This is a genomic window from Aeromonas sp. 55A (genome assembly GCF_051919665.1).
Lineage (GTDB): Bacteria > Pseudomonadota > Gammaproteobacteria > Enterobacterales > Aeromonadaceae > Aeromonas > Aeromonas veronii.
On sequence record NZ_JBQBEH010000008.1, the window covers coordinates 1962606 to 1979342 of the forward strand.

Below are 16737 nucleotides of genomic sequence, written 5' to 3' on the forward strand. Positions count from 1 at the left end.
GAGTCTGTCCCGTCCGGTTGTCCAGCACGTGGGGCGCCTTTCCCACAGCGTGCAGAGAGCGGGAAGCGGCAGAACAGCAGCGCGGAGATCTATCCCGCGCGCACTCCCTCCTGACATAAACACCCCGCCGCAAGTTCATCTTCTCCTCGAACTCCAGACAAGCAAATACCCATAACTTCAACCAGTTAATGTGAGTTTTGCTATGTCTACTTCAGTATCTGATACCGCCAAATCCAGCCGCCGCGAGCAGCGCTCCAGCGCTCAGGCCTTTATCGACAGCCTCAAGGGGATGGCTCATCCCAACTCCCGTCGCATTTTTATCGAAGGCTCCCGCCCCGATATTCGTGTTCCCCTGCGGGAGATCCAGCTGGCCGACACCTTCGTCGGCGGCACCAAGGAAAGTCCCAAGTTCGAACCCAACGAACCGATCCCGGTCTACGACACTTCTGGCCGTTACGGGGAGGAGGGGGTCGCCATCGACGTGCGCCGTGGCCTGCCGCGCCTGCGGGAAAACTGGGTGCTGGAGCGGGATGATACCGACGAACTGCCGGGGCTCAGCTCCACCTTCACTCAGGAGAGGCTGGCCGATGAGGGGCTGGATCACCTGCGCTTCGAACATCTGCCAAAGCCGCGCCGCGCCAAGCCGGGTCGCCGGGTCACCCAGCTCCACTACGCCCGTGCCGGTATCGTCACTCCCGAGATGGAATTTATCGCCATTCGCGAGAACATGGGGCGCGAGCGGGTGCGCTCCGAACTGCTGCGCACCCAGCATCCGGGCCGCGATTTTGGTGCCCGTTTGCCCCAGAACATCACCCCCGAGTTTGTGCGCGATGAGGTGGCCGCCGGTCGCGCCATCATCCCCAGCAACATCAACCACCCGGAAGCGGAGCCGATGATCATCGGCCGCAATTTTCTGGTGAAGATCAACGCCAACATCGGCAACTCGGCGGTCACCTCCAGCATCGAAGAGGAGGTGGAGAAGCTGGTCTGGTCGACCCGCTGGGGCGCCGACACCGTGATGGATCTCTCCACCGGTCGCTATATCCACGAGACCCGCGAGTGGATCCTGCGCAACAGCCCGGTGCCCATCGGTACCGTGCCCATCTATCAGGCGCTGGAGAAGACCAACGGCATCGCCGAAGACCTCACCTGGGAGCTGTTCCGCGACACCCTGCTGGAGCAGGCCGAGCAGGGGGTGGACTACTTCACCATCCACGCCGGCGTCCTGCTGCGCTTTGTGCCGATGACCGCCAAGCGCCTCACCGGCATCGTCTCGCGCGGCGGTAGCATCATGGCCAAGTGGTGCCTCTCCCACCACAAGGAGAACTTCCTCTACCAGCACTTCCGCGAGATCTGCGAGATCTGCGCCGCCTATGACGTGGCCCTGTCGCTGGGCGACGGTCTGCGCCCCGGCTCCGTCTATGACGCCAACGACGAGGCTCAGTTCGCCGAGCTGCGCACCCTGGGCGAGCTGACCAAGATCGCGTGGGAGTACGACGTGCAGGTGATGATCGAGGGGCCGGGCCATGTGCCGATGCACATGATCGAGCGCAACATGACCGAGCAGCTGGAGCACTGCCACGAGGCGCCGTTCTATACCCTGGGCCCGCTCACCACCGACATCGCGCCGGGTTACGATCACTTCACCTCCGGCATCGGCGCCGCCATGATCGGCTGGTATGGCTGCGCCATGCTCTGCTACGTCACCCCCAAGGAACATCTGGGCCTGCCCAACAAGGAGGACGTGAAGCAGGGGCTGATTACCTACAAGATCGCCGCTCACGCCGCCGATCTGGCCAAGGGGCACCCGGGCGCCCAGATCCGCGACAACGCCATGTCCAAGGCGCGCTTCGAGTTCCGCTGGGAGGATCAGTTCAATCTGGCGCTCGACCCCGACACCGCCCGCGCCTACCACGACGAAACCCTGCCCCAGGAGTCCGGCAAGGTGGCCCACTTCTGCTCCATGTGCGGGCCCAAGTTCTGCTCCATGAAGATCACTCAGGACGTGCGCGCCTACACCGCCGAACTGAATGCGGCGAAGCTTGAGGCCGTTGAGATCAAGCTGGTCGGTATGGATGGTCAGCAGGAGCAGGTAGTGGCTCAGGTGGAGAGGGGCATGGCTCGTAAGGAGCCCGAGACCTTCAAGCCGGCCGAGGTGGTACGCGGCATGGAGCGGATGGCCGAGACCTTCAAGGAGACCGGCGGCGAGATCTACCATCAGGCGGCGGCGCTGAAACAGGCCGCAGGGGAGGAGGCGTGAGCAGCGCAAGCGGGGCTGTCAGCCCCGCCGACCTGTCGCCTGTGACGGACTCGCTACCTGTGGTCTGGACCATCGCCGGTTCAGACTCCGGCGGTGGCGCCGGTATTCAGGCCGACTTGCACACATTGCACGACCTTGGCGTGCACGGCTGCTCGGTTATCTCCGCCATCACCGCCCAGAACTCGGTGGCGGTGAAGATGGTCGACCCCGTGCTGATGCAGACCTTCACCGCCCAGATCGACGCCCTTAGCGTCGATCTGCCGCCTGCCGCCATCAAGATCGGCCTGCTGCCGACCCGGCTTCACGTCGAGGTGCTGGCCCGCCGACTGGCAGCCATCGAGGCCCCCTTCGTGGTCTACGATCCGGTGGCCATCGCCAGCACCGGCACCCCGATGGCGGAGCCCAATATGCTGGCGGCGGTGCGCGAGCAGCTGTTGCCGCGCCTCTCCTTGATCACCCCCAACGGCCCCGAGCTGGAAGCCCTGACTGGGCTGCCGGTCAGCAGCCCCGCGCTGGTGCGCCTCGCCGCCCGCCGCCTGCGCGAACTCGGCGCCCGCGCCGTGCTGGTGAAGGGGGGTCATCTTGAGTGGAGCGGGGAGCTGTGTCTGGACTACTACCAGGATGAGACCCGCGAATTCTGGCTCGCCGCACCGCGCCTGAATACCCGCCACGGCCACGGCACCGGCTGCTGCTACGCCAGCGCCATTGCTGCCGTGGTGGCGCAGGATTATCCGGTGGAAGACGCCATCACCCTCGCTCGCGCCTACTTGCAACAGGGGTTGGCGGCGGCGCAGGGAGTGGGGGCAGGCCCGGGGCCCATCGCCCATCTCGGCTGGCCCGCCGATCTTGCTCATTTCCCCCGTGCCGTACTGGCAGGGTCTGCCCTCGACCGTCGTTTCGGACTTTATGAGACAAGCAGCGCCCGCCTGCCGGATGGCCCCTTTGCGCCGACCGAACACAACCTTGGCCTCTATCCGGTGGTCGATTCGGTCAAGTGGCTGCGCCGCCTGCTGGGGCAGGGGGTCAAGACCATCCAGCTGCGGATCAAGGATCTGCCCGCCGCTCAGGTAGCACCGGCCATTCGCGATGCGGTTGAGCTTGGTCGCCGCCATGGGGCGCGACTCTTTATCAACGACTACTGGCAGCAGGCCATCGAGGCGGGTGCCTGGGGCGTGCATCTGGGGCAGGAGGATATGGAGACCGCCGATCTCGCCGCCATTCAGGCGGCCGGGCTGCGCCTTGGCATCTCCACCCACGGCTACTTCGAGCTGATGCGGGCCCGCGAGCTGGCCCCCTCCTATATGGCGCTGGGTCATATCTTCCCGACCAATACCAAGGCGATGCCTTCGCGCCCGCAGGGGCTGCTGCGGCTGCACCGCTACCGCGCCCTGATGGCGGAGTGGCCGACGGTGGCCATTGGCGGCATCAGCGAGGAGCGGGTGGCGGCGGTCAAGGAGAGTGGGGTCGGCAGTATCGCGCTGGTCTCGGCCATCACTGCCAGCGACGACTGGCAGGGGGTGACCGAACGGCTGCTTGCCGCCGTGGGGGCGGGGGATGAGCCGCGTTCGGCCACTGTTATACGGGAGGCTGAACATGCGCTCTGATGCCGCTTCTCTTAGTGACAAAGAGTATCTGAGATACGGCCGCCAGCTGATGCTGGCGGAAGTGGGGGAGGCGGGTCAGGCGCGGCTGAAAGATAAGTCTGTGCTGATCGTGGGCTTGGGAGGGATCGGCTCGCCGCTCGCCCTCTATCTCGCCGGGGCCGGGGTGGGCACCTTGTGGCTGGCCGATGGCGACACGGTGGACTCCAGCAACTTGCCGCGCCAGATCCTGTTCGATAGCGAGGCGGTCAACCACTCCAAGGCGGAGCTGGCCCGCGAGCGCTTGGCCGCCCACAACCCGCTGGTGGAGCTGATCGCCATCAACCAGCGGCTCGATGCCGCCAGCCTGCCGGAGTTTGTGGCCGAGGTAGATCTGGTGATCGACTGCTGCGACAACCTCGCCACCCGGCAAGCCATCAACGCCGCCTGCGTGGCTCAGGGCAAGCCCTGGATCTCCGCCGCCGCAGTGGGTTGGCAGGGGCAGCTGATGGTGCGCACCAGCAGTGAGCACGCCTGCTACGCCTGCCTCTATCCGCTGGATACCAAGGTGAGTCAGAGCTGCGAGACCAGCGGCGTCACCGGCCCGCTGGTCGGGGTGATGGGCTCTTTGCAGGCGCTGGAGGCACTGAAACTGCTGCTCGGGATGCCAAGCCCGGTCGCCGGCACACTGCGCCGCTTCGATGCTTTGACCCATCAGTGGCAGACCCTCACTCTGGCCCCCGATCCCGATTGCCCGGTTTGCGGACAGCGCCGATGCCCGACACACGATAAGGAGATCACCCCATGACCTTGACCATTCGACTCAACGATAAAGCCCAGCCGCTGGCGGCAGGGCAGAGCGTGGCCGACCTGCTGGCGGCGCAAGACGTTAATCCACAGGGCGTAGCGGTGGCCCTTAACGGCGCCGTGTTGCCCCGAGGCCGCTGGGCCGAGACCCGTCTCAATGACGGGGACGAACTTCACCTCTTTACCGCCATTGCGGGAGGCTGACATGCTGACAATTGCCGATCACACCTTCTCATCGCGCCTCTTTACCGGCACCGGCAAGTTTGCCCGCCCGGAACTGATGGCCGCCGCCATCGAGGCGAGTGGCTCCCAACTGGTCACCATGTCCATCAAGCGGCTCGAACCGGGCAAGGCCCACGACGATATCCTGAGCCCCTTGCTGCAACTCGGGGTCAAGCTGCTGCCCAACACCTCAGGCGCCAAGACCGCCGCCGAGGCGGTGTTTGCCGCCCACCTCGCCCGCGAGGCGCTGGGGACGAACTGGTTGAAGCTGGAGATCCACCCCGATCCTCGTTACCTCTTGCCCGATCCCATCGAGACGCTGAAAGCCGCCGAGCAGCTGGTGAAAGAGGGCTTTGTGGTGCTGCCCTACTGCGGCGCCGACCCCGTGCTCTGCAAACGGCTGGAAGAGGTGGGCTGCGCCGCCGTGATGCCGCTCGGCGCCCCCATCGGTTCCAATCAGGGGCTGGTGACCCGGGAGTTTCTCTCCATCATCGTCGAGCAGGCCAATGTGCCGGTGGTGGTGGATGCGGGGATCGGTGCGCCGAGCCACGCGGCCGCCGCCTTTGAGCTGGGCGCCGATGCTGTGCTGGTCAACACCGCCATCGCGGTGAGCGGCGACCCGGTCGCCATGGGCCGCGCCTTTGCGCTGGCTTGTGAGGCAGGCCGTAGCGCCTATGAGGCTGGCCTTGGCGCCCGCGCCCTGCAGGCGCAAGCCTCCAGCCCGCTCACCGATTTTCTGGGGGCGTTATGAGTCATGAAACAGGGGCGACCATGAACATCTCCCCCTTGCCCCAAGGGCAGCCAGAGGTTTGCCCCCCTCTCCCTCTGGGAGAGGGGCTGGGGGTGAGGGCGCCGGGGGGGGGGGGCTAAGGAGCCTTCCTTTCTCGACCGCTGGTACGAACTTGATTGGGACGATATCGGCATGCAGATCCGCGCCAAAACGGCCGCCGATGTTGCACGGGCGCTGGGTTCACCCCGCCGCACTCTGGGCGATTTTATGGCGCTGATCTCCCCAGCCGCCGAAGCCTATCTGCCGCAGATGGCAGCCGAGGCCGAGCGGCTGACTCGCCAGCGCTTTGGCAACACCATCGGCTTCTATGTGCCGCTCTATCTGTCGAACCTCTGCGCCAACGACTGCACCTACTGCGGTTTCTCCATGAGCAACCGCCTCAAGCGCAAGACCTTGAATAGCGACGAGATTGAGCGCGAGTGTCTGGCCATCAAGGCGCGCGGTTTTGACAGCGTGCTGCTGGTGACCGGCGAGCACGAGCACAAGGTGGGGCTCGCCTATTTTCGCGAGGTGATGCCCATCATCCGCCGCCACTTCAGCACCGTGGGGATGGAGGTGCAGCCCCTCTCGCAGGCCGAATATGCCGAACTGAAGAGCCTCGGCCTTGACGCCGTCATGGTCTATCAGGAGACCTACCACGCCCCCACCTACGCCCGCCACCATCTGCGCGGCAACAAGCGGGACATCGCATGGCGCCTCGCCACGCCGGATCGGCTCGGCCGCGCCGGTATCGATAAAATCGGGCTGGGGGCGCTGATCGGTCTTTCTTCGGACTGGCGCGCCGACAGCTACTTTGTCGCCGAGCATCTGAGCTGGCTTGAGCGACACCACTGGCAGAGCCGCTACTCGCTCTCCTTCCCGCGCCTGCGCCCCTGCACCGGCGGGCTGGAGCCTGCCGTAGTCATGTCAGATCGCCAGCTGGCCCAGCTTATCTGCGCCTGGCGCCTCTTCTCGCCCACGCTGGACTTGTCCCTCTCCACCCGCGAGTCCGCCACCTTTCGCAACGGCGCGGTGCGCCTTGGCATCACCCAGATGTCTGCCGAGTCGCGCACCCAGCCGGGTGGCTATGCCGAGGGGGATAAAGAGGAGCTGGAGCAGTTCGCCATCCACGACGACCGCCCGGTCGGTGAAGTCGCCGCCGCTGTGCGGCAGGCGGGGTTGCAGCCGGTGTTCAAGGACTGGGAACCCTTCTTGGGCCGATAGGGGCGGCCACGCCCCCCTTTGCCGGTGGCATCCCGGCGTCCAGCCAGACTCCCTGCCTGTGGCGAGCAGGCACGGCCTTACCGTGCAATCGTAGGGTCGATTAGCCGGTAGGCGTAATCGTCCGGGGGGATAGTCGATGGCACGGCTACGCCGTGCAGGACGCGAGGCTGCTGGCCTCGAAGGGGTTTCGCCCGCCCTTCGGGCCGGGGCGAGTGACTTTGGAAAGACCCAAAGTCACCAAAGGTCTTCTCCCCCGCTTATTCGCCCGACTGCGTCGGGTTCCTTCGGCTCACCCGCTTGTCCGACGGCACGCGCCGACGGGCCATCCATGGCCCGGCGCCGCTCGCTCGACATCCTGTCTCGCGGCCTGGACAAGCGGGCTCGCCTCAGCGAATAAGAGGGGGGAACCAAACAAGATTTTGCCTGTGTAAAAGCACCATGCTTGCTCTGTCAGTAATGGGGCTGACCAAATGAACGATGTTCTACTGATACAATTTAAAATAGTATCAAGCAGCATTTCTGCGATACCAATGAACTGCTCTATCAGAAAGGATGTCGGGATCGCTATCCACTTCGGTTTCTATATTTAGTGTTTTTAAATACCAACAAAACTTATCAATTTCCAAATTAACTTGGTCGCGTTTTTCCACCTTAAGGTCATTGTTTGGTGATAATATGAAAATAGCCCCGCCCTTATATTCTGTATAGCTTTTTAAAGCTAATGAGATATCTCTTTGCGCATCATACAAATGGCACTTGGCTAAGTTTTCATCAGAGTATGCTGCCGATGCTATTGTACCAAGAGAGCTTTTAGCTCTGTATGGAAGATAAATAGTCTGCGACTGTTGTCCCAGCGGTACTCTTTTTGATGGTGAAGGATCTCGCATTTCAAAATATTCTTCGAAATTAAGGTGCTGCTTGAAATATCCATCCATTAAATTATAAAGTTTGTCTCTAGAGATCGGGGTGTATGCACGCTCTCTTTTCTTTGTTATTTTTATTGATAACGGTACAACATTTGAGAATAAAGATGAAACGATATCGTCTACAGACTCACCTTGGGCATAACCATTATTCTTGAATGTTAAGTTTTGGTACTTTTTTGATAAAAAGTCATCTCCCGAAAGGATAATTTCTCTTGCCACATCACAAGCAAGCTTAAGATGAAAAATCATACTGTGAGAGTATAAGCAAGAGATCCTATCAAAATATTCTAGAGTTTGTACAAATGCCCCGCCTAAATTATCCTTAAAACATACGCCAATATTAAGCATTTCACCTGTAGCAATATCTGGTGACCATTGGATAGTGAACCATTCACCTCTGATAATTGGCTGGTGAGAATGCTCATTTAATATTGAATCAAAATTAATCATGCGACCCCCACAAGTACACCAAGCCTTCTACTTAATCTTTCGTTCGAGAAAATAGCCCGTTGTTTCAAAAAAACCAACAGACTGTCTCTTGCTTGTGGGTTCAAAAGTTGATCACACCAATAGATTACTTCAGCCAATACAATGTCTAATGCTTCAGTTTGCCCATTAGCACCCCTTATTATATCCATCTTTTGAGGTAGTGTAGGAATGGAGCGGAAGACTCGTTCTAATTTATTGACTGGATTGATAGTTATAGATAAATCCTCAGGAGACCACGCAAGATCCACAGGCATATTGCTATGGTCAATCAGAGTGACCTGGCTATTTGAATCAATAATCAAGTTTCCTAAATTTCTATCTTGATTTGCAACCCACTCATCAAATGCGATCGTTTTGTGCAAACTCTCCCAGTCATCAAGAATTTTCCTAAGACTTTCAAATTTAATCATATCGCCAATGCTGTAATAACTGGATGGGGATTGCCCAGTAATCTTGGAGGTGACAAATGCAATTGGTGAGATGGCGAAGTCAATCGATTCAATAATTCCATCAGGTAATATCAGTATGCCCGCTTTTGGCGCTACAGGAAGATCGCTTGATTTGGTAAGCAGGTATCCGAGGACTTCATTAAAAACACCAATGCTTTCCTCACGAGTGAATATTTTGACATATGATTGTCTCTGTACTCCGTCAGGCCAATCAATAAGGCATAAAAGAGTCACAGCCATTTGACCTTCACTGGGTCTGCCTAGCACCGATTTGAAACTTGCCTGGCTGAGTATTTCAATTGAAGATTGCATTCAATTATCCATAACGCCAAAAAATGATGGCTCACATTCTAGAGTAAAATGGTAATTGAATGCACTGTTTATTTAACCAGCAGTTATTGATGCAAAGCATTCTGGCTACCCTATCATTTTGACTGACGGTGTAGTTGGCGGCTTGGCTTGATGAGTCGAAGAGTGAAGGTCAGCATGACTATGGCCGTTCATCTCAGAAATGTACCTTGTGACAGTAGCCAGTCTGTGTGGATAAGAGAATAAACATGCGCATCCATAGGCAGGCCATGTAGGAAGATACGGTTCCTTTCTCGACATTCAAAGGTGGCCCCTGCTGCGATAGCAACAGCTTCGCTGGCGCTGTTGCCAACTTCCATCACGATCTCAAGCCGAAATAGGCCCAACTGCTGAAAGCCAAAGTCACGGAGCAGGGCGACCGCCTGTCGGGCGATGCCGCAGCCTTGCCGGGATTGCCGCACCCAATAGCCGATATTGCCGTAGCGGTGATGGGGCGACAGCTGGTTGATACCTGCGCCACCCAAAAGCTGGCCGGTGGTGGCGCAGAAGATGCCCATGTCAAAGGCACGTCCCGCCGCACGATCCTGATCGCAGCTGGCAAACCACTCCAGCGCGCTCTCCCGGGTAAATGAAGGGGAGCACCAGCTCATCCATTGGCCGACCGTCTCGATGGATTCGTGGGCCGCGTGGACAAACTCGTCGGCATCGGCCGGTTCGAACGGGCGGATCACGATATTGGCATTGGCAAGGGGCTGGAATGTCATCACTTGTCCTGCTTTTTCAGAAAGTAACTGATATGCCCCGGCGGCATATCGGGCAGCTGGCCAAAGACCTCGTAACCCTGCTTCTGATAGAAGGGGAGGGCCTGAAAACTGGTGGTTTCCAGATGGTAGTTGGTGATGCCCTTGCTTTGGGCGTACTGCTCCATGGCGCCAAGCAGGCGGCCGCCCCAGCCATCGCGACGGATACTTTCATCGATCCAGAGCCAGTCGACATGCAGCCAGCCCCACTTGATGTCGGCGATGATGCCGCCGTGTACCTTGCCCTCTTCATCCTTGATAAAGCTGGCGATCCGCTCGCGCAGATGGGTACCGGCGTGTTCCTTGTTGTAGCCCGAGAGACCAATGCGCAGGGCTTCGATCTCATCGTCCTGAGGCGGTTGGGGTGGGGTGAGTTGCATAGTGCTTCCTGCTTGAGTGTGATGATCTCTGTCGGGTTGCGACGTGTTGTGCGCCGGGCTTACCGCTGCGTTACTGTTGATGTTTTACCGACACTACCCTAACGGAATCGGGTGGAGCCGTGCCAGCTTTTTCGTGGGCCCAGGTTCGCCAGTCTCTGTCGCCCTGTGGTGGTGGGCGTATCGACCCCGCCGGGGTTTGTCCCTAGCATAAGGAGGATGCGGGGCAGGGGCTCCGCCATGCGGGCATGTGTTGATGCCCGTTTACGGATTTCTGGCGGAGAGAAAAGATGAAGCTGCGTTCCTTGTTGATGGTGGGGGCCCTGCTGCTGGGCGGTTGTGCGGTCAATCCCTACGGTGGTACTCAGGCTCCTGTCAGTGAACCCGATCAGCCAGTGAGCCAGCCGGACAAGCCGGTGACCAAACCGGATAGCGGGGACGTTCAGCCCAAGCCGGTGGCGCCGACCGGACTGGCGCAGGCCATGGCCGATCTCTTTGTGCAGGCCCCCGAGGTGCGGGAGCTGGCGCAAACCGGTCAGCCGGTGCTGCTGCTCACCCCGCCCCAGAACGGCACCGGCGAGCCGGTGGACACCCGCGCCATGGCGGCGGCCATGAGCAAGCTCATCCAGAGCAAGAGCGGTTTTCACTTTGTCGACCAAGGGCTGGTGGCGGCCATCACCGGCCAGCTGGAGTATCAGCAGGGCAGGATGAACCCGGCCTCCCTGGTGCGGCTTGGCCGCCAGACCGGCGCCGGCTACATGCTCTACGGGGATCTGGTGACAGAGGGGAGCCGTTATCGGTTGTCGATGACCCTGATGGAGCTGCGCAGCGGCGAGCTGATCTGGAGCGGTAGTCGCTCCGCCAGCCACTGAGCGGTCTGCGACCAATCAAAAAGAGGGTTGAGTGCCTGTGCGCTCAACCCTCTTCTCATTTCTGGCCCTATGCCTGATGGGGCTTGTCTCTAGCGGATTGCCGCTTCCAGCGCGGCTATCTCGCCGCCGCTGATAAGCGGCAGGTTACGGCTGATCTGCTCCACCGGCCAGTCCCACCAGGCGATGGCGTTGAGACGAGCTATGGTGTCGTCGTCGAAGCGGTAGCGGATCATCCTGGCGGGATTGCCGCCGACCACGGCGTAGGCGGGCACGTCACCGGTGACCACGGAGCGGGCGGCGATAATGGCGCCGTTGCCGACCTTTACCCCCGGCATGATCAGAGCCTCATAGCCAATCCAGACATCGTTGCCGATGACGGTATCCCCCTTGTAGGGGAGGCTGCCCGGGGCGGGGGTGGCGCTCTCCCAGCCGTTGCCAAAGATAAAAAAGGGGTAGGTGGAGAAGCCGGAGGTCTGGTGGTTGGCGCCGTTCATGATGAACTTCACCCCGCGGGCGATGGCGCAGAACTTGCCGATGATGAGCTTGTCGCCGATGAAGGGAAAGTGGTAGAGAACGTTGCGCTCGAAGCCCGCCGAATCCTCCGGGTCGTCGTAATAGGTGTAGTCACCCACCTCGATATTGGGCCCCTTGATGGTGTTCTTGATAAAACACACCTGGGGGAAGCCATTCATGGGGTGGGGATTGGCGGGATCGGGTCCGTGCATCCGGGCTCCTTGGGTTGGCCGGGCTAGAGCGCCGGGAAGTAGCAGGCGCTCATGTCGATGGGGTGATCGGGGCAGCCTGGCAGATAGAATTGCCAGCCCGCATCGGAGAAGGCGCGCAGTTCAGTTTCGACAAACTTGATGGCGAGGCTCAGGGCCTGCAGGCTGTCGATGCCGTAGATAAAGGTTTTGTCGCTCAGCCCCGCCAGCTTCACCTTGCAGCGCCAGTCACCGCTGGCGGACTTGGGATCCGGCTCGGGGGCCTTGATGGCGATCTTGAGGGTGAGCTGTTCCCCTTCGGTACTGATAGCGTCGAAGCGGGCGGTAACGATGGCGTTTTTCATCTGGCGATTCCTTTTCCGTGGTACAGCCCCTGCGGTTGCGGGGGGGCTGGCGTTCCTGATGGCTGATGAGGTGAAAACTGGACTCGTGACGGCCAGCGTAAATGAACTTGTGAGTTGAAACAATGAGATATCATTGAGCGAGGGAGGGGCCATCCGCCACTGCGAACGGTCGCAAGTCAGAGCGGCGGTGGGCGCAGGCAGTCCTTGCTGGCCGAGACGTCTGCATGCTGCTAGATGTAAAGGATTGTTGGCTGTGGCCGCAGATTTTTCTCCGTTGCCGATGAGGGCGAGTGAGTCCTTTTAAGGCAGAATATCTCCCCCCTGTTTGACCCTAACGTACAGGAGTCTCCGTGGCGCTTTCGGTAACCCAGCTTTATGAAGTGATGGCCCAACTGCCAGATCCCATCTTCATCCTCAGTGAAGATGGTTATTACGTGGAATATATCGGCGGCATGGAGCAGCAATCCTATCACGATGGCAATCCGCTGGCGGGCAAGCAACTGGCCGATGTGCTGCCACCCGAGATGGCCATGTGGGTCAAGGCACAGGTTGCCGAGTCACTGGCGAGCGGTCAGGTGCGGGTGGTGGAGTATGAGCTCTCAGCAGCCGAGGTGGGGGGATCAATGCCGCCGTCGGGCCGCAGGGGGTACAACGCTTCGAGGGCAAGATTGCGCCGCTGCCCTCCCTCTATGACGGCAAGCGGGCGGTGGCCTGGGTGACTCGCAATATTACCCGCCAGTACGAGTTGCAGCAGCGACTGCAGCGCCAGAGCGAGACCGATCAGCTGACCGGTCTCTACAACCGCCGCTTCTTCTTCGAGCACTGCCAGCGGCTGCGGACAGGGGAGGCGCCCTGTGGCCTTATCATGCTCGACATCGATCACTTCAAGCAGATCAACGATCACTACGGCCATCAGCAGGGAGATCGGGCCTTGCAGCGATTCAGTGGCTGCATCGATGCCCTGTTGCGGGCGGACGATCTCTTTGTGCGCAGCGGCGGCGAGGAGTTTCTTATCCTGTTGCCACGGATCGATGAGGCCGGTTTGCTGCAGATGGCGGAGCAGATCCGTGCTGCTGTCGAAGCATTGCCTGCCGATCCGGTCGCCATCACGGTCAGTCTGGGCACAACCCTGGTGCAGCCGGAGGAGGAGATCAATCAGGCGCTGGCCCGGGCCGACGAGTGGCTCTATCAGGCCAAGCGGGCAGGGCGCAACCGGGTGGCACACTGCCCGGCACGCTGAGCTGATTGGTCCTGTTATTGGCAGACATCACCTTTCCTTTTGCCATAAATAAATTGGCTGACATCACTGTCAATTAGTCGAAAAGTTGGCCGAATTATTTCACTCATATTCCACAGGTTAAGGTGTTAATATTATCGGCCTGATCGCTGGTCTTATTTATGTTGTTGGGCAACAGCATGAGGTTTTATCGGTATGTTATCAAACAGGCGTGAATCTGGTTTTGGGTGACGAATGTGATACATCCTGTTGTCTTTTGAAACATTCCGATTCAAACAGTCATGAATTATTAACCTTGACCCGGATAGCGATTTCAACGATGGTAGCGTGGCAGCTCCGTTTCTCTCCGGTGGCCCTGTTGGCCGCTGGCGACGTTGTTTTTTCATGTGCAGGGCGATATGCAACGACATATCTCCAGCCTGTTATTCGGGCTAATAAAAATAATGATGACAGATTAATAAGGTATATATTGCAATGAGTGTTTCTATTGCTGAAAAGAGTAACCCTGTTTCAAAATTGAAATGGGAGAAAAGCGATTCGGTATGGACCATGGGCCTATATGCCACTGCTGTCGGTGCCGGTACGTTATTTCTCCCTATTACTGTTGGCAGTAATTCTCCGGTTATTTTGCTATTTATTTTATTGCTGGCTTTTCCGCTCTCTTATTATTCCCACCGGGCATTGAGCCGCTTTGTGCTCTCCAGCTCCCACAAGGAGGGGGATATCACCCATGTGGTGGAGGAGCACTTCGGTGCCAAGGCGGGCAAGCTGTTGATGCTGGTCTATCTGATGGCCTTCTACCCCATCATTCTGGTCTACAGCATCTCCATCACCAATGCGATCCAGAGCTTTGTAGTCCACCAGCTGGGGTATGCCGAGCTGCCGCGCGGCTTGCTGGTGCTGGGGGTGATGCTGGGCCTGCATCTGGTGCTGCTGGCCGGCAAACAGATCGTGGTGTCGGCCATCAGCGTGCTGGCGCTACCGATGGTCGCCTTTCTGATTGGCCTCTCCATCTATCTGCTGCCCCAGTGGAGCCTCTCCTATTTCAGCGAGAGTCAGGCGGTGGACTGGCGTGATCCGGCGTTCTGGAAATCCCTCTGGCTGATCGTGCCGGTGATGGTGTTCTCCTTCAGCCATGCGCCCATTATTTCTTCCTTCAGCGCGGCGCAGAAAAAGCGTTGTCAGGAGAGTGCCGACCTGCGCGCCAAGCGGATCATCAAGTGCAGCAGCATGCTGATTTGCGGCAGCGTGCTCTTTTTCGTGGTGAGCTGCGTGATGAGTCTGAGTCAGGCGGAGATGGCGCTGGCCCGCACCGACAATATCTCCGTGCTGTCGGCGTTGGCGAACAAGTTCTCCAACCCGCTGATCGCCTATGTGGGGCCACTCATCGCCATTCTGGCCATGTCCAAATCCTTCCTAGGCACCTCCATGGGGGTGAGCGAGGGGACGGTGAGCATGGTGAGCGGTGCCTGTCAGGGGCTGGGGCTCTCCCTCAAGGAGTCGACCATCGCCCGGGTGTCATCGGTGATCCTGTTTATGGTGACCGCCGTCATTACCTATCTGAACCCCAACGTGCTCGACATCATCGAGCGCATCAGTGGCCCGCTGATCGCGGTGATCCTGTTTCTGCTGCCGGCCTGCTCCATCTATCGCTTGCCCGTACTCAAGCGTTATCGCGGGCCGAGTACCCTTTTTGTGTTGGTGATGGGGCTGCTTGCCATCTCGGCCCTTATCTACGATCTGCTTTGACCGAGCGGTATCCCGCACAAATCAAAAAGGGCGACCATCTGGTCGCCCTTTTTCTGTGCATCGGGTTTAGCCGAGCAGGCCGCTGGCGCTCTGGCCCGCCATCAGCAAGCCGATGGCCAGCACGCTGAACCAGACCAGGGTTGCGCTTACCAGCAGATAGCCGCTGGCGACGAACAGACCGTCCCGCTGCAACATGCCGGTGGCCAGCAGCAGGATGGCCCAGGCAGGCATGGCGTTGGTGAACGGGATGGCGCCCAGGGGCAGCATCAGCAGCAGGGCGGCCAGCATGATCAGCAGGCCGTTGCAGCGGTTGACCGTGCTGCTGCCGGTCAGCACCAGCAGGCGCGGGCGGATAACGCGATCGACCCGGGCCAGCAGATCCGCCCCCTTGTGCAGGGTCGGCTTGAGCTGGTCGGCGGCGAAGCGGCGCTCCATCAGCATGGCGGGCAGCCAGGGCACCCGGTTGAGGGTGATGCCTATACCGATAAAAAGGATCAGCAGGCCAAACGGGGTGCTGACACCGGGGATGGAGACCGGCAACAGAAAGGGGACGGTGAGCAGCACGCAAAACAGCAGCATGCCCTGTTCGCCCACCAGCTCCAGCATCTGGCGCAGGCTGATGTGGCTTTCGTCGATGGCGTGCGCGGTGGCCCGCAGGGTATCCGCGAGGGTGGTTTGGGGGTCGTGAAGTTGCGCGGCAACCATTCCCTGATGTCCTTCTGAGTGGTGATGACTGGTCCCTATGACCCGCTTTGGCGCCAGCATACGTGGCAGAGGTTAACCGTCGATGAATGGTGGCGGGGAGTACGGCAAGGCCACAATGGTACTGCTTTGCCGCGCCATCGATGAGTGTGATCCCCCCCATGAAAGTGATCCGGTACAGCCGCCGTTTAGGATGGGCCTAGGACGCCTCTGGTATGCTTTCTGCACAATCACACAGGGAGCAGGGGATGATGATGAAGAGAGCCGGGATAGTGATGATGGGGCTGTTGCTGCCACTGGGTCAGGCCTGGAGTAGTGAGGCAGCAACCACATCCGGTTGGCAGGTGACGCCGTTTTTCGGCTACAGCTCAGCCATCGACTTCGAGAAGAGTGACGAGGTGGTGCAGCCGGTCTCGCGCTCGGCCTCGCTCGATTCACTGCAGGGGCAGGGCTCTGGCAGTTGGGGTCTCTTTATCAGCAAGGAGGTGGATGATCCGGGCATGATCGAGCTGCTCTACAGCCATCAGTCCACCACCCTCTCTCCCGACCAGCCGGATCGCCTGACGGTGGACATCCTGCACTTTGCCGGTGCTCTGACCCTCTCTGACAACCTGATGGCGCCCTATATCGGCGCCGGGATCGGGGTGACCCGCTTTGCCGCTTACGACAGCGAGGTGACCCCTTCCATGTCGCTGGCGCTCGGGGTGCAACCGCGCCTCGCCGAGCATCTGGCGCTGCGGGCCGAGGTGCGCGGTTATGGCTCGCTGGTTAACGACAACAACCAGTTTCTCTGCAACCCGGAGCAGTGCGTGTTCAAGGTACGCGGGGAGCTGGTGACCCAGTGGCAGGCCAATCTCGGTCTTACCTTCCGCTTTTAGGCGGGGGGATTTCCCCCCATA

At 59.7% G+C, this 16737-nt stretch carries 16 protein-coding genes and 1 pseudogene; 10 read left to right on the forward strand and 7 right to left on the reverse strand.

The features are described 5' to 3' along the window. Positions 1-202: 202 nt before the first annotated feature. The 6 genes from thiC to thiH all read left to right on the forward strand — a co-directional run bounded on the left by thiC (position 203) and on the right by thiH (position 6862). On the forward strand, positions 203-2260 hold the full coding sequence (gene thiC, locus ACTG2G_RS13135) for a phosphomethylpyrimidine synthase ThiC (RefSeq protein ID WP_439985513.1): 2058 nt from the start codon (positions 203-205) through the stop codon (positions 2258-2260). Continuing rightward, positions 2257-3864, forward strand: coding sequence for a thiamine phosphate synthase (gene thiE, locus ACTG2G_RS13140; RefSeq protein ID WP_439985514.1), 1608 nt, complete (start codon positions 2257-2259; stop codon positions 3862-3864). Before thiC ends, thiE begins: the two co-directional genes overlap by 4 nt. Beyond that, positions 3854-4648, forward strand: a complete 795-nt coding sequence (locus tag ACTG2G_RS13145) for a HesA/MoeB/ThiF family protein (protein WP_159158076.1) — start codon at positions 3854-3856, stop codon at positions 4646-4648. Before thiE ends, ACTG2G_RS13145 begins: the two co-directional genes overlap by 11 nt. Continuing rightward, positions 4645-4851, forward strand: coding sequence for a sulfur carrier protein ThiS (thiS, locus tag ACTG2G_RS13150; RefSeq protein WP_005357774.1), 207 nt, complete (start codon positions 4645-4647; stop codon positions 4849-4851). Before ACTG2G_RS13145 ends, thiS begins: the two co-directional genes overlap by 4 nt. A 1-nt stretch (position 4852) precedes the next feature. Continuing rightward, on the forward strand, positions 4853-5620 hold the full coding sequence (locus ACTG2G_RS13155; protein ID WP_439985515.1) for a thiazole synthase: 768 nt from the start codon (positions 4853-4855) through the stop codon (positions 5618-5620). A gap of 171 nt (positions 5621-5791) precedes the next feature. Further along, positions 5792-6862: a 2-iminoacetate synthase ThiH gene (gene thiH / locus ACTG2G_RS13160; RefSeq protein WP_439985516.1), complete on the forward strand. Its 1071-nt coding sequence runs from the start codon at positions 5792-5794 to the stop codon at positions 6860-6862. A 506-nt stretch (positions 6863-7368) separates the two neighbouring features. Here thiH and ACTG2G_RS13165 read toward each other — a convergent pair. From ACTG2G_RS13165 to ACTG2G_RS13180, 4 genes are all read right to left on the reverse strand, one after another. Next, complete coding sequence (locus tag ACTG2G_RS13165) at positions 7369-8238, reverse strand: hypothetical protein (protein WP_421172694.1); 870 nt, start codon at positions 8236-8238, stop codon at positions 7369-7371. After that, on the reverse strand, positions 8235-9038 hold the full coding sequence (locus ACTG2G_RS13170; protein ID WP_421172695.1) for a hypothetical protein: 804 nt from the start codon (positions 9036-9038) through the stop codon (positions 8235-8237). Before ACTG2G_RS13170 ends, ACTG2G_RS13165 begins: the two co-directional genes overlap by 4 nt. A gap of 188 nt (positions 9039-9226) precedes the next feature. Next, positions 9227-9799 carry a GNAT family N-acetyltransferase gene (locus ACTG2G_RS13175; protein WP_439985517.1) on the reverse strand — a complete coding sequence of 191 codons (573 nt, stop codon included), beginning with the start codon at positions 9797-9799 and terminating at the stop codon, positions 9227-9229. Then, positions 9799-10215, reverse strand: a complete 417-nt coding sequence (locus ACTG2G_RS13180) for a GNAT family N-acetyltransferase (protein ID WP_106844167.1) — start codon at positions 10213-10215, stop codon at positions 9799-9801. Before ACTG2G_RS13180 ends, ACTG2G_RS13175 begins: the two co-directional genes overlap by 1 nt. Before the next feature lie 287 nt (positions 10216-10502). Here ACTG2G_RS13180 and ACTG2G_RS13185 point away from each other — a divergent pair, with 287 nt between their 5' ends. Beyond that, on the forward strand, positions 10503-11084 hold the full coding sequence (locus ACTG2G_RS13185; protein WP_439985518.1) for a penicillin-binding protein activator LpoB: 582 nt from the start codon (positions 10503-10505) through the stop codon (positions 11082-11084). An 89-nt stretch (positions 11085-11173) separates the two neighbouring features. Here the strand turns inward: ACTG2G_RS13185 and ACTG2G_RS13190 are convergent, their stop codons facing one another. Both ACTG2G_RS13190 and ACTG2G_RS13195 read right to left on the reverse strand, forming a co-directional pair. Next, the gene (locus ACTG2G_RS13190) at positions 11174-11809 is read right to left on the reverse strand and encodes a Vat family streptogramin A O-acetyltransferase (protein ID WP_439985519.1); all 636 of its coding nucleotides are present in this window, start codon (positions 11807-11809) and stop codon (positions 11174-11176) included. Positions 11810-11832: 23 nt separating this feature from the next. Beyond that, positions 11833-12150 carry a DUF6968 family protein gene (locus tag ACTG2G_RS13195; protein ID WP_058056329.1) on the reverse strand — a complete coding sequence of 106 codons (318 nt, stop codon included), beginning with the start codon at positions 12148-12150 and terminating at the stop codon, positions 11833-11835. 350 nt (positions 12151-12500) lie between these two features. On the opposite strand from ACTG2G_RS13195, the pseudogene ACTG2G_RS13200 reads away from it, so the two are divergent. After that, positions 12501-13390: pseudogene (locus ACTG2G_RS13200) on the forward strand (diguanylate cyclase). Positions 13391-13861: 471 nt separating this feature from the next. Further along, positions 13862-15136 carry an amino acid permease gene (locus ACTG2G_RS13205; protein ID WP_043822608.1) on the forward strand — a complete coding sequence of 425 codons (1275 nt, stop codon included), beginning with the start codon at positions 13862-13864 and terminating at the stop codon, positions 15134-15136. Between the two features lie 66 nt (positions 15137-15202). Here the strand turns inward: ACTG2G_RS13205 and ACTG2G_RS13210 are convergent, their stop codons facing one another. Further along, the gene (locus ACTG2G_RS13210; protein ID WP_181363563.1) at positions 15203-15841 is read right to left on the reverse strand and encodes an exopolysaccharide biosynthesis protein; all 639 of its coding nucleotides are present in this window, start codon (positions 15839-15841) and stop codon (positions 15203-15205) included. 251 nt (positions 15842-16092) lie between these two features. Here ACTG2G_RS13210 and ACTG2G_RS13215 point away from each other — a divergent pair, with 251 nt between their 5' ends. After that, a complete protein-coding gene (locus tag ACTG2G_RS13215; RefSeq protein WP_266134616.1) occupies positions 16093-16716 on the forward strand; it encodes an outer membrane beta-barrel protein in 624 nt (207 codons plus the stop codon). Positions 16717-16737 lie beyond the last annotated feature (21 nt).

Bases quoted from the DNA above. Each gene is read 5' to 3' on its own strand.
- thiC (WP_439985513.1), top strand. From the start codon at position 203: ATGTCTACTTCAGTATCTGATACCGCCAAATCCAGCCGCCGCGAGCAG.
- ACTG2G_RS13145 (WP_159158076.1), top strand. From the start codon at position 3,854: ATGCGCTCTGATGCCGCTTCTCTTAGTGACAAAGAGTATCTGAGATAC.
- thiS (WP_005357774.1), top strand. From the start codon at position 4,645: ATGACCTTGACCATTCGACTCAACGATAAAGCCCAGCCGCTGGCGGCA.
- ACTG2G_RS13155 (WP_439985515.1), top strand. From the start codon at position 4,853: ATGCTGACAATTGCCGATCACACCTTCTCATCGCGCCTCTTTACCGGC.
- thiH (WP_439985516.1), top strand. From the start codon at position 5,792: ATGCAGATCCGCGCCAAAACGGCCGCCGATGTTGCACGGGCGCTGGGT.
- ACTG2G_RS13165 (WP_421172694.1), bottom strand. From the start codon at position 8,238: ATGATTAATTTTGATTCAATATTAAATGAGCATTCTCACCAGCCAATT.
- ACTG2G_RS13170 (WP_421172695.1), bottom strand. From the start codon at position 9,038: ATGCAATCTTCAATTGAAATACTCAGCCAGGCAAGTTTCAAATCGGTG.
- ACTG2G_RS13175 (WP_439985517.1), bottom strand. From the start codon at position 9,799: ATGACATTCCAGCCCCTTGCCAATGCCAATATCGTGATCCGCCCGTTC.
- ACTG2G_RS13180 (WP_106844167.1), bottom strand. From the start codon at position 10,215: ATGCAACTCACCCCACCCCAACCGCCTCAGGACGATGAGATCGAAGCC.
- ACTG2G_RS13185 (WP_439985518.1), top strand. From the start codon at position 10,503: ATGAAGCTGCGTTCCTTGTTGATGGTGGGGGCCCTGCTGCTGGGCGGT.
- ACTG2G_RS13190 (WP_439985519.1), bottom strand. From the start codon at position 11,809: ATGCACGGACCCGATCCCGCCAATCCCCACCCCATGAATGGCTTCCCC.
- ACTG2G_RS13195 (WP_058056329.1), bottom strand. From the start codon at position 12,150: ATGAAAAACGCCATCGTTACCGCCCGCTTCGACGCTATCAGTACCGAA.
- ACTG2G_RS13205 (WP_043822608.1), top strand. From the start codon at position 13,862: ATGAGTGTTTCTATTGCTGAAAAGAGTAACCCTGTTTCAAAATTGAAA.
- ACTG2G_RS13210 (WP_181363563.1), bottom strand. From the start codon at position 15,841: ATGGTTGCCGCGCAACTTCACGACCCCCAAACCACCCTCGCGGATACC.
- ACTG2G_RS13215 (WP_266134616.1), top strand. From the start codon at position 16,093: ATGAAGAGAGCCGGGATAGTGATGATGGGGCTGTTGCTGCCACTGGGT.